At 54.5% G+C, this 12,433-nt stretch carries 8 protein-coding genes; all 8 read left to right on the plus strand.

Annotated features, from left to right (window positions below; translation table 11 throughout):
- Positions 1 to 12: 12 nt before the first annotated feature.
- Positions 13 to 2,295, plus strand: a complete 2,283-nt coding sequence (locus tag ABC336_RS27230) for a glycoside hydrolase family 31 protein (protein ID WP_413241654.1) — start codon at positions 13 to 15, stop codon at positions 2,293 to 2,295.
- 17 nt (positions 2,296 to 2,312) lie between these two features.
- Positions 2,313 to 4,166 (plus strand): sensor histidine kinase, encoded by a 1,854-nt coding sequence (locus ABC336_RS27235; RefSeq protein WP_413241655.1) that lies wholly within the window; start codon positions 2,313 to 2,315, stop codon positions 4,164 to 4,166.
- 1 nt (position 4,167) lies between these two features.
- Complete coding sequence (locus ABC336_RS27240) at positions 4,168 to 5,694, plus strand: response regulator (protein ID WP_413241656.1); 1,527 nt, start codon at positions 4,168 to 4,170, stop codon at positions 5,692 to 5,694.
- A gap of 201 nt (positions 5,695 to 5,895) precedes the next feature.
- Positions 5,896 to 6,801 carry an ABC transporter permease gene (locus ABC336_RS27245; protein WP_413242620.1) on the plus strand — a complete coding sequence of 302 codons (906 nt, stop codon included), beginning with the start codon at positions 5,896 to 5,898 and terminating at the stop codon, positions 6,799 to 6,801.
- Between the two features lie 21 nt (positions 6,802 to 6,822).
- Positions 6,823 to 7,692 (plus strand): carbohydrate ABC transporter permease, encoded by an 870-nt coding sequence (locus ABC336_RS27250; RefSeq protein ID WP_413241657.1) that lies wholly within the window; start codon positions 6,823 to 6,825, stop codon positions 7,690 to 7,692.
- A 47-nt stretch (positions 7,693 to 7,739) separates the two neighbouring features.
- Entirely contained in the window at positions 7,740 to 9,419 is a 1,680-nt protein-coding gene (locus ABC336_RS27255; protein ID WP_413241658.1) for an extracellular solute-binding protein, read from the plus strand.
- Positions 9,420 to 9,497: 78 nt separating this feature from the next.
- Entirely contained in the window at positions 9,498 to 12,011 is a 2,514-nt protein-coding gene (locus tag ABC336_RS27260; RefSeq protein ID WP_413241659.1) for a hypothetical protein, read from the plus strand.
- Between the two features lie 77 nt (positions 12,012 to 12,088).
- Entirely contained in the window at positions 12,089 to 12,391 is a 303-nt protein-coding gene (locus ABC336_RS27265; RefSeq protein ID WP_413241660.1) for a hypothetical protein, read from the plus strand.
- Positions 12,392 to 12,433 lie beyond the last annotated feature (42 nt).

Raw genomic sequence — 12,433 nt, forward strand, 5'->3', positions numbered from 1 at the left:
GGAGATGCCCCGATGAATCATGCATGCAAGGTGGCAATGAACAATGGCTTCATTATCATTGCGGAAGCGGTTACAGATACGGTGTTCCGAGTCCGCTATTTGCGCGACCACCGACCGGATCCTCGCTCGTTGCTTGACCGGTACGGGGTTGTCCGGCAAGGTCTGGCAGCACCGGATAGCCGGGTAGAGCGGCACGGACGGGAGGTCTCGCTGCGCACGGCAGCCGCTTCCATGACGATTGACAGCGAGAGCGGGGCCATCAAGTGGCGCCGGGCCGATGGCAAGATGGTGCTGGAAGGTGTGGACGCTGGAAGGAAGGCGGTCGATCCCGGGTTCAGAGCCGCCTTCAAGCTGACGAGAGACGAGCGGCTGTATGGGCTGGGAGACGAAACGAGAGACCGGATAGAGAAGCGGGGGCATCGGGCCAGGATGTGGGTGAAAAACGTGTCCTGCTACGCCCCTGTCCCGTATATGATGAGCTCGTCCGGCTGGGCTTTCTATCTCAATACTTCGTACCGCCATGTCTTCGATCTAGGACTCGATAACGAGGAGCAGTGGAAGGTATTCGGCAGGGAAGGCGAGCTGGATTACTATGTTATCGTCAGGGACAGTCTGCCCGAGCTGCTGGAGTCCTACACCATGCTCGCAGGCAGGCCGCAGTTATTGCCGATCTGGGCATATGGCTTGACCTTTGTGTGCAATCAACAGGCCGATGCGCGGGAATTGCTTCAGGATGCAATGCAGTTCCGGCGAGAGGACATTCCATGCGATATGCTCGGCCTCGAGCCTGGGTGGATGTCCAGACACTATGACTATACAACTGAGAAACAGTGGCATCCCGAACGGTTCTACATCCCGCCGTGGGCCCCGAGGGGACCGCAGAATTTTCCCGCCGCTTTGGAACGAATGGGGTTCAAGCTCAGCCTCTGGCTCTGTTCCGATTATGACTTGATCTACGAGGAAGAACGACAGGCGAGTCAACATGGCCATACGTTGGCGAATCAGGCTGCGGGTACAGACGAACATCCCGATGATTATGAGCAGGATCAGCGTGCACATGCTCCTGTCTATCTGGATACCGTGACCAAACCGGGCGAGGCCTGGTTCGAGCATCTCAAGAAATTTGTAGATCAAGGCGCTTCGGCATTCAAAATGGATGGGGCCAGACAGGTGAACGAGCATCCGGACCGGCTGTGGGGCGGCCGGATGCGCGACGAGGAGGTCCATAATCTGTATCCAACGCTGCTGAGCAAGCAGATGCATAACGGCTTTAAGCATTACACGGGCCGCCGGCCGATGATCTACAGCTCTGGCGGTTACACCGGCATCCAGCGCTTTGCTGCGACTTGGGCAGGCGATACCGGGGGCGGGCCCAAACCGCTGGTATCGCTTCTTAACCACTCGCTGAGCGGACATAGCAATGCCAGCTGCGATATGGAGGTCTTCACTCCTGCGGGGATCCACTTTGGTTTCCTGCAGCCATGGTCGCAGGTGAACAGTTGGGCCTACTGGCGCCATCCGTGGCTGCTTGGCGAACCACTCTTGACGATGTTCAGATTCTATGCAAAGCTCCGCTATCGCCTGCTGCCCTACCTCTACACTGCGGCATACACAGCTTCCAGGAGCGGGCTTCCCATGCTGCGGGCCATGCCGCTTGTCCTGCCGGATCATCCGGAAGCGGATCATATGCTGCAGCAGTATATGCTAGGCGATGCCCTGTTATGCGCCGCATTCACTGATCGGATCTATCTTCCGGCAGGACGTTGGATGGATTATTGGACGGGAGAGTGGCATGAAGGCGGCCAATACGTTAGCAAGGCAATACCCGGTGACCGGGGCGGCCTGTTGTTTGTGCGGGGAGGCGCCGTATTGCCGCAATGGCCGGAGATGGCCTTTACCGGCGAGAAGCCGGTGGAGGAGCTGAAGATCGAGGCATTCAGCGGCGGTACTTACGAAAGCTATCTGTATGAGGATGATGGCATAACGCTTGCGCATGAGCAAGGCCATTCAGCCCTTACAGCACTGGCCTGGAACGAGGATCAAGAGGGGGGATGCTTGCGGATCGGCCCCCGTATCGGGGAATACGAGGACATGCCAGCCAGCAGAAGCTATGCGATTACCCTTCACTTGGAACGTCAGCCGGCCAGCTGCGAGCTCAACGGCCGTCTTTTGCCGGGAAGTCTCTGGCATTTTGAGGAATCCACGTGTTCGGTACGCTTGAGAACGCAGGAGTTGATGGAGAAGGGGATGCTGGCGCTGGACGCGCAGGGGTTGATGCTGAAATTGTTCTATTAGGAGGGGAAGAGGCGCCGATGAAGCCGCCGCAATGGTCATTTTCCAATCGGTTGATACTACAGCTGTCGTTGGTCATTCTGATCACATTCTCGATTTCCGCCTATGTGACCTATCGGATTCATGTCCATGTGCTAAATGACGAAATCAGTGTTCAGTTTTCCAAAGCCAACGAACAGGCGGCCAAACGGCTGGATTTGCAAATTCGCGATATTTACCGGATTTCCAACTATATCATTTTTCATCCTTATGTGGAGCAGGTGCTGGTTCGCTCGTCCCAAGCCGCTCAGCGCGAAACCTATACCCGTGTGGCGGACAAGGATGAACTGAACAAACTGTTGTTTCAGGTGAAAAACGACGAGAACAAGCTGTATTCCCTTTTTCTCTTCGATACGAACCACAACGGTTTTTTTTTCAGTGCAGTTAGCGGTGCCAACAGCAGGCTGGACCCCGAGCTGTACGAGGAGATCAAGCACCGGCTGGATGGAACGCTGGGCAACCTGATTTGGTTTCCAACTGAGGTGACCAGTGTGCATGAATATTCCGGTTACCGCAACCTGATTGTGGCCGCCAGATATATGAAGAATACGGCGCAGGAGCAGTATGGCATTTTGGTCATGCTATTCGACGAGACGCTATTCTCAGAGGATCTGATTGAGCTGATCAGCGATGAGAATGCCAATGTGTATTTGTATGACAAGCAGAACAGCTTGATCTACTCCGATCTTGGCATAGCCAGCCGAGCCCCCGACCCCGGGAGGCTGCAGGCCCAGCAGCAGCTCCAAAATGAGGAGGGAACGTTCCTTTATGCCAAAAGCCGTTCGGGGCAAGCCGACTTCACGCTGATCAGCCGCGTATCGCTCGACGAGCTCCATAAACAGAGTGCCTTCAGCTTGCGTCTCACGGCGATTGTCGCCTTCGTCACGCTGCTGCTGACGGGATTGCTTGTGACCATAACAGGAAAACGCATGCTGCTTCCTTTGCACAGGCTGGTGCTTGGCATGCGCCGGATGCGGGAGGGACAATTCAACGTCAGACTGAACGTCGCCAAGGATGATGAGCTTTCGTATATTGGCCAGAGCTTTAATGCCATGGCTGAACAGCTGAACCGGCTGATCAAAGAGGTCTATGAGCGGCAGCTGAAGGAGCGGGAAGCCGAACTGACTGCACTCCAGGCGGAATTGACAGCTTTACAGGCACAGCTTAACCCGCACTTCATGCATAACACGCTGGACACGATCTATTGGCGGTTGTATCTGCAGAACGACAAAGAAACCGCAGGACTTGTGGTGGCGCTGTCGGAGATGCTGCGCTATGCGCTGGAGCCGGCGGACACGAAAACGACGCTGCGGGAAGAAATGGAACAGATTGATAACTATCTTGCGATCCAGAACATACGCTTTGGCCACGAGCTGGAGACCATTGTGTCGATGGAGGAAGAGGTGAAGGAAATCTTGGTGCCGCGACTGCTGCTTCAGCCGCTGGTGGAAAATGTGTTTATGCACGGGTTTAAGGATAAGCCAAGGGGCAAACGGTTGACGATTGCGGCCCGCGAAGTCCGACTGCCCGCTGAGGCGGGAGAGATTGCGATTGCATCTGTACAGATTGTGATAACCGACAATGGGAGAGGCATGAGCGAGCAGGAAATCGCTAAGGTTCTCAGATACGCAAACGGTACGGTGCCAGGGGGGAGCGGACTCGAGTCTCCGGCGCGGACGGATGCCAGGTCCGTTCACAGACGCCTTCCCCTGGGCATGCGGAGCGTCATCCGCCGGATTAGCCTGATGTACGGAGCCCCGTACGGACTTGAGATTGAGAGTGCCGCGGGCGACGGTACGACCATCAGACTGAACTTGCCCAAGGAGGGTCGCTAAAATGAGAGGAAAGCTTCTGCTCGTTGATGATGAGTCTGTTATCCGCAAAGGTATGCGAAGATTGATTGAAAGCAATCAACTGGGCTGGATGATCGTGGGAGAAGCGGGCAACGGCGAGGAGGCGCTGGTACTAACCGAGCAACTGCAGCCTGATCTGATACTGACCGACATCCGAATGCCATTAATGGACGGACTCGAACTGGCGGCCAGCCTGCACGAGACGCAGCGCGAAGTTATGGTCATCATCCTGACGGGTTATCGGGACTTCGATTATGCCCAGACAGCCTTGAGATACGGCGTCAAGGAGTTCCTGTTAAAGCCGTGCAAGGAGAAGGAAATGTGTCGTGTTCTGGGAGCGGCGCATGAGCAGTTTATTGCCGATTTCGCCGAGAACAACCGGCAGAGGGAGGCGATGACAGAGCTGGAGAACCAATGGCTGCGCTCAATGCTGCTCGAGCTGCCTTATCCCTACGAAGACATGAATCAACTGATGGAGCGCATGCCGGATCTCGAATGCTGGGTGCTGGAAGTGCAAAGCTACTACCCGAGCAGCAAAAAGTATGGCCCTGGGGATAATCAGCTGCTGCAATTTGCAGTTGACAACATTCTGGGAGAGTGGATGACTAGACGGAGTGCGGGTGAACGACGTGTCCAACTGGAGTTCAATACCTATGGCATCTTCCTGACACAGGAGAATGACAACGAACGGTGGATGGGAGAGATCACCGAAACGATCAGCCGGCTGCTCGGTATCGAACTGCTGGTCAGCTGTCTTGGCGGTTGGGATGAAGTAATGAGGGGTGCATACTCCAGGCTGCGGCTTGCGCCGGTTGCGGTTACCCGGCCTGTTGATTCCTTGGATATCGGCCTCGACCAGGAGCAGATGCGAGCCTTGATGAGCGAACTGACCTCGCTGCTGCTGCTGGGACGGGATGTCGAACTGCAGGAAGACCTGAGACACCGTAAGGACCAGCTGCTAACGGCGCGGTTACCGCTTATCGAAACAAAAAAACAAGCGCTTTGTCTGGCAGGCGCACTGAATGAGACCGCAAGGACTCACCTGCATACGAGCAGGAACATAGAAAATATCGGTGCCCATATCGCCGAGCTGCAAATGCACACCTCCCTACGGGAGGTTGGGGATTGGATCACGAGCCGGATCGAAGCCTTTGAAACGCACTATCGCAGCTGGCGAACCGAAAGAAACCATAATGTGATGGACGAGGCTCTTTTGTATATAGAAGAGCATTATATGGAAGAATGCACACTGGCTGGTGTTGCCGGTGCCGTGAACCTGAGTCCCAACTACTTTGGCAATCTGTTTAAAAAGGAAATGGGTCAAACCTTCAGCGCTCATCTTGCTAATTACCGGATTGGCCAGGCCAGACTACTGCTCTCGAATACCGATACGCGGATCTCCGAGATCGCACCCGCGGTAGGCTATGCGGATGCCAATTATTTTGCAACGGTTTTCAAGCAGCGGACTGGACTCTCGCCGTCCGATTACCGGAAAATGTATAAAGCCTAACTGGCCGTCCTCGTTTGCAGGACGGCTTTGCTTTGATAGCAAAGTCCTGTAAAATCCCAAGGTTCTTCTTTATATGTTGAAGGCGAGCTGCGGATGAGAGTGTGTACAATATAGATATAAGCAGCAAAGGAGGCGAGACCATTGAAAACTTCGGTGGCTCCAGGGGAAGTGGACCGCGTGCCGGAGGAGCCAAAACGACGGATGTCACCGGCATTCAGAAAACGGTTGAAAGCCAATATCCCTTTAATGATCATGTTTATTCCTGGCCTGCTTTTCTACGCGATATTCAAATATGCGCCAATGGGCGGCTTGATCATTGCTTTCAAAGACTATAATTTCTTTGATGGGGTCTGGAACAGTCCGTGGGTCGGTATGAAAAACTTTGAGACCATCTTCAGCCAGCCGCAAACGCTCAATGTTATTCGCAACACCATTGTACTTAGCATTCTTAATGTGTTCGTCGGGTTTCCGTTTCCGATCATGCTCGCTATCTTGCTCAACGAGGTCCGGCAGATGTGGTTCAAGCGGACGATTCAGACGATCGTCTACTTGCCTCACTTTTTCTCCTGGGTCATCATCGGCGGTTTTGTCGTTACGTTGTTCTCGACCGAGACAGGCACGATCAATTACTGGCTTCGTTCCATGTTTGGCGAGCCGTTTCCTTTCCTATTCCATCCTCCGTCATGGATCAGCATTTATGTTGGTTCCGGGATATGGAAGGAAATGGGCTTTAGCGCAATTATTTATCTGGCAGCGCTCACAACGATTGATCCCAGCCTATACGAGTCTGCAAGCTTGGACGGAGCCAGCAAATTCCGTCAGATCTGGCACGTAACGCTGCCAGGGATCAGCTCGACGATCATCCTGATGTTCATTTTGGCGATGGGCAGACTGATGGAGGTCGGTTTTGATCATGTGTATGTATTGCAAAACGCCATTGTCTCTCAAGTGTCGGAGGTCATCAGTACTTTCATATACAGAATCGGCTTGCAGGGGGCGCAGTTTAGCCTGACAACAGCCATGGGATTGTTCGAATCGCTAGTCGGTCTGATCATGGTGTTATTTGCCAATTGGCTGGCGCGAAAATATGACAGAGGACTCTGGTAGTACGGAAGGGGGAACGGGCAAATGAAACGAACGCGCGGCGAAAAGATATTTCACGCCATTAATGCTGTCTTCTTGTCGCTTCTGGGATTGACCTGTCTTTTCCCGCTGGTCAATGCGGCAGCACTTTCACTGAGCGATACGCAGGCAATCGTGTCCGGCCGTGTCTCCGTATTTCCGGTTGGCTGGAATCTGGAAGCCTATCAGTCCTTATTTGAACGGACACGTATCGCAAGCGCTTTCCAGAACAGTGTGATTATTACGGTGGTCGGCGTGATCCTCTGTATGGTAGTGACGACATTAACCGCGTATCCGTTATCTAGGCGTATTTTTTTTGGCAGAAGGTTTCTGACCTTGGTGATGGTATTCACGATGCTGTTCTCGGGCGGACTCATCCCCACCTATCTGATCGTGAAATCGCTCGGACTGCTGGATACGTACTGGGCATTATGGCTTCCCGGACTCGTCAGCACATATAATCTGCTGGTCATGCGAACCTTCTTCGAGAATATTCCCGAGGAAGTCGACGAAGCCGCCCGCATCGACGGTTGTTCCGAAACCGGATTGCTGCTGCGCATCTATCTTCCGCTTTCCAAGCCCATGCTGGCCACTTTGACGTTGTTCTATGGCGTAGGCTTATGGAACGCGTTCATGAGCGTTTTAATCTATATCAACGATACGGCCAAGTTCAATCTGACGGTGCTGGTGCAGAACATGATCCGCAGTCAGAATCTCTTACAGGAAATTGTAGCTTCCGGCGAACAGATTCAAGTTGTTCCGGAATCACTGAAGGCTGCAGGCGTCATCGTCATGGTATTGCCGATGCTGCTGGTCTATCCGTTTTTGCAGAAGTTTTTTGTCAAAGGGGTCATGCTGGGCTCAGTCAAGGGCTAGGCTTGATGGATACACATCTCATATAGAAGCGAAAGGGGTTTTAAAGCATGAATAAATCTGGCTGGTCCAAACTGTTGTTGCCTCTGCTGACTGCAAGTTTAATCGCAACAGCTTGCTCTAACAGCGGCAATACGCCATCAACTCGGGAAGGTGAGGAGCCGACAAATTCTGAACAGGCGGAAGTTAAGAAAGACATCTCGGTTTCCATCTACGATCGTGGCTCGGTCGCGCAGGATGAAGGAACGATCGAGAACAACCGCTGGACGAAATGGATCAATGAGCATGGCCCGGCCAACGTAAAATACGTTGCCATTCCACGAGCAAGCCCCGAAGAAAAGATCAATGTGCTCTATGCGTCAGGAAGCGCGCCTGATATTCTGTTTGAATTTAATCCCAAGGTGCGGGATCCCCTGTACCAGCAAAAGCAACTCATGCCGATTGATGAACTGATCGAGGAACACAGTATTTATTACAAGCAATTGCTCGAAGACAATCCCGGGCTGCGCAAAGCGGGCACCAAGCCGGATGGACAGCTCTACGAGTTCGGCAAGATCAACTGGGTAAATCCGAACCGCGGTTTGCTCATCCGCAACGACTGGCTGGAGAAACTGAGCCTCGACGTACCGCAAACGATGGACGATCTGCTCGCTGTGGCGACAGCCTTTGCCAATGACGATCCCGACGGCAACGGCTCCAAGGATACGTACGGCTTCACGGTCGGCGGTCAAGCATTCGGTACGGCCCGTCAAATGTTCGGCGCTCTGTGGGCGCTTGAGGGCGACCAGCTCGTACGCAAGCCGGAACGTCGGGCGGCTTTTTACACACTGTTGAAACAGATGTACGACAACGGCGTGATCGACCGCGACTTTCCGTCCGACGAGAACGGGGCCAGGGCGAAACAGGATTTCATCAACGGCAAGATCGGGATCTACCCGTTCCTGGACGGCAATGCAGTAAACATTCTGCAAAGTCTGATCGATCCTCTGAAAGCCAATGTACCGGAAGCCGATGTCACCTTCATCCCGTATCCGGAAACATCTTACGGCGGGTTTACGCCTACGCTGATCAACCCGGTCCAGATGACTGCAGTCATTAGCGCAAGTGCCAAAAATCCGGATGCCGCCATCAAGTACATCGATTTCATGGCAAGTCCGGAGACAGATAGATTCCTTCTTAACGGGTTGGAAGGGACGCATCATTCGATCGTCAACGGATGCCCCGAAATTACAGATGCCGAGAAGCTGAAGAAGGAAGTAAGCGACCTGACGCTCGATATGCGGATGCTGCAAAGCTCGGGCCTCACTTTTAGCAAATGCGATCTGCCAATCATCAAATACCAGAGCGATCCGCGGAAAGAAGAATTCCAGTCCTTCTACAATCTCTATCGCGACACGTATTTCAACTTTGATCGCGAGTATGTGGACCTGACACACTCCGAGCATATGCCCACACCGCCGCGTGATCTCAATACGATCGAATCGAATACGGAAAAAACCATGGACGATATCTGGCTGAAAGCGGTCGTGAGCGGGGCAAGCTACAGCATCGAGCAGGCCATTCAGGAAACCGAAAATGCCTGGAGCAAGGCAGGCGGACAGCAGGTGGAAGACTGGTACCGGGAATGGTACGCAGCCGAGAAAGACAGTGCTTTTCTCGCCAAAGACATTTATAAGGTGGTTCAAGAGCAAATGGTGTCTTACGAGGAGATTATGAAGGAAGTTCAATAAGATGACGGGCCAGGACAGACGGCGCTCAGCTGCTGTCCTGTTCTCCGCTTTATTTCACCTATCGAGAGGAGTCAGATTATGCAAACACGCTTGCAACTGGTCCGTGACTGGCTCGTTGCCGGTCCGTTCGATCTGGACGTTTCATCGCGCTATACCGACAACTACCACGTCCCAACAGAACCGTATCTGTCGTTAATCGAGGAGGCAGCTGAAGGAGCGGCTGCGCTTCGTCCGGAAGAAGGAGAGGAACGGCAGCTGTGGGGACAGAGCCAACGCTGGAGGCGATGCCTGGCCGAACCTCAGCAGGAGCGGATGATCTGGGCGAGGTTTGGCAAGCACGCCCGACTGATGGTCATGCACGCTTTCACTACGATTGCAGTCGAGCAGGCGGGAACGTATGAGGTGGAGTTGTATGCGAGCGGAACGGTGCGTTTGTGGGTGAATGAAGAATCGAGCTTCGAACACACGCAACTGGGGCGCGTATCGGGTACTCACCGCCTTCGTTTAAGACTCCATCTCGGTGAGAACCGTATCAGCCTCCTGCTTGCGAACGTTCATTTGCATTGTACGACCGCTTTTGCGTTGGTGCTGGCTGAAGATGCGGCTTGGACACAGGGGCAGCTGGACCTGCTCGTCAGCGGGAAGCAGCGTGACACGTTGCTGCTGGGTCTGGAGACGCTCGGCTTCGAGCGGCAGCTGCTTAGCGGCAGCGAGCGGATTCGGCTGCAGTGGCACGGCTCGCCGCCGGAGCCGCAGCCTCTCAAGGCTAGGCTGTACCGAAGCCGCCGGGGACTGGCGGGGGAGCAAGTAGCCGAGCTGCAATTTGAACGCACAGGTGCCTCTGGCGAGAAAGAATGGCTGCGCGCATCAGAGCTTCCGGGACCAGGGGAGTATTCGGTCGTGCTGCACAGTCTGATCGAGGGGGGACGCGAGCTCGGAGAGTTGAAGCTGACGTTCCAGCGATTAGACTGGCAGAGCGGTTTGCAGGCGCACGAAGATTATGAAGCGCGTCGCCAGGCCATGCTCCGGATGATGGCAGATAACGGCAGCGGCATCTACCGTGAGCTGGCGAAGATGGAATCGGATCGTTGGGCAGAGGTGGATTACGGGGCAATCGAGACGGATCTGCAGTACATGAATGACAGATACGACTGCGCGGACTTTGTGATGCACGGCTTGCTGCGGATGCTGTTCAAACACGGGGACGACGAACGGCTGCCCGCCGAGCTGAAGGCACGTATGAAGGAGTGCGTGCTGAACTTCAAATACGGCGAAGACGAGCCGGGCCGCTCGATGATGTTCACGCGTTCGGAAAACCACGAGATGCTGTTTTATTCGGCTCAATATCTCGCCGGCTTGCTGTACCCGCTGGACATTTTTCGCGCAAGCGGACAGAACGGCCTATTCCAGGCCCAGAAGGGACAATGGAAAACCGAACGCTGGATCAAGGAAAAAGGCATGTACGGGTATATGGAATGGCATTCAAACACTTATTACGAGGAGGACTTGCTGGCTTGTCTGAATGTGTATGACTTTGGCGAGTCAAACGGACCGACTCGGCTGATGGCAGGGATGCTGCTCGAATTGACCGTAGCCATCATGGCTTCGCACAGCTATCGCGGGATCCTGGCTACGACGCACGGACGCAGCTATGAGGAGATGGTCATGCATCCCGAACTGGAATCGATACAAGCCATCAACTGGTTGTTGTTTGGACAGCCCGATCGGCTGGCAATGTATCTGTCGATCGGTGCAGTTGCGCTTGCCAGCAGCGCCTACCGTCCCCATCCGGGATGGGAGGCGGTGGCAGCCAGCGAGGCACCGCTGGAGACGCGGTCCAGCATGGGGTTGTTCCCGCGCGAATCAATGAGCGGTGTGGACAGCGCAACCTTCCGCACGGCCTCGTACATGGTCTCCGGCATGGCCGGCTCCAAAGCGGGGGAACGCGGCCACCAGGTTCATGCCGGACAAGTGCTGCTGAACGGCCGAGTACCTGTATTCGTGACGAGTTTTGACAGCATGTCGGAGATGACCAGGCCTTCTTATTGGGGAGGTCAGAGCATCATCCCTGATACCTTCGCTTACCGCAATGTGCTGGCTTTTCATTACCGGATGGAGGGGGAGCCCGGGTATTCGCACTGTTATTTCCCCATGGATCAACTCGATGAGGTGACCAGGCTGGGCGACTGGCTGTTCGGCAGGTCCGGGGAAGCTTACATCGGTGTCTTCTCCGGCAACCCTTATACCGTGACGGACAATGGTCCTTACCGTCAGCGGGAGCTGTTGTGTCTGCATAAAACAAACCTTTGGCTCATGGAAGCCGGCAGCCGGAGCGAGTCCGGCAGCTTTGAAGCGTTCGCAGCAGCGATAACCGGAGCCCGTCTGCAGCGGGAGGGAGATGTGTACCACTACGATTCGCCGTCCCAGGGACCGCTTAAGCTGGCTTACGGCGCTTCGCAGATCGGCGAGGCTCCCTACAAGACAGGGGCCTATCCACTGATCGACAATCCCTTTGCATACGGAGAGTACGGCTCGGGACTGGTCGAGCTCAAGCCGCCGGGCGGCAGTCGGCGGTTGAATTTCCACCTTTAACAGAAATTTTTGTCGCCATCAGTAGCCATTCGCCCACCTCCGAATAAGATGAAGCATAGAAGAAAGGAGTTGGGAAGATGGATAAGGAGCAGATGAAGAAATTGTGTCACGATCATATGCACCGCTATGTCGTGGCCAATACGAAAGAGGGCTGGTGTACGGACGGCTTCGTAGAATATGTGGACGATGAGGTGGTTTGTTTGGCCGTGCCTTGCGGGCCGGAATGGAATACTCGGGCATTCGGTCCGTATCCGTATTGGGGAACGCCGTTCGGCAGACCGCCGTTATACCCGTACCCTTATTATCCGAGAAGATTTTTTGCCCGGCAGATATTCCCGCTCGCCGCACTGCTGGGACTGTCACTGCTGCCGTTCTACTGAAATAAAGCTGCAGCCAGCTCCGGGGCGGGAGTGCCGGAGCGG

It is taken from the genome of Paenibacillus jepli (assembly GCF_047238105.1).
In the GTDB taxonomy this organism is placed as follows: Bacteria; Bacillota; Bacilli; order Paenibacillales; family Paenibacillaceae; genus Paenibacillus_D.

Bases quoted from the DNA above. Each gene is read 5' to 3' on its own strand.
- ABC336_RS27230 (WP_413241654.1), top strand. From the start codon at position 13: ATGAATCATGCATGCAAGGTGGCAATGAACAATGGCTTCATTATCATT.
- ABC336_RS27235 (WP_413241655.1), top strand. From the start codon at position 2,313: ATGAAGCCGCCGCAATGGTCATTTTCCAATCGGTTGATACTACAGCTG.
- ABC336_RS27240 (WP_413241656.1), top strand. From the start codon at position 4,168: ATGAGAGGAAAGCTTCTGCTCGTTGATGATGAGTCTGTTATCCGCAAA.
- ABC336_RS27245 (WP_413242620.1), top strand. From the start codon at position 5,896: ATGTCACCGGCATTCAGAAAACGGTTGAAAGCCAATATCCCTTTAATG.
- ABC336_RS27250 (WP_413241657.1), top strand. From the start codon at position 6,823: ATGAAACGAACGCGCGGCGAAAAGATATTTCACGCCATTAATGCTGTC.
- ABC336_RS27255 (WP_413241658.1), top strand. From the start codon at position 7,740: ATGAATAAATCTGGCTGGTCCAAACTGTTGTTGCCTCTGCTGACTGCA.
- ABC336_RS27260 (WP_413241659.1), top strand. From the start codon at position 9,498: ATGCAAACACGCTTGCAACTGGTCCGTGACTGGCTCGTTGCCGGTCCG.
- ABC336_RS27265 (WP_413241660.1), top strand. From the start codon at position 12,089: ATGGATAAGGAGCAGATGAAGAAATTGTGTCACGATCATATGCACCGC.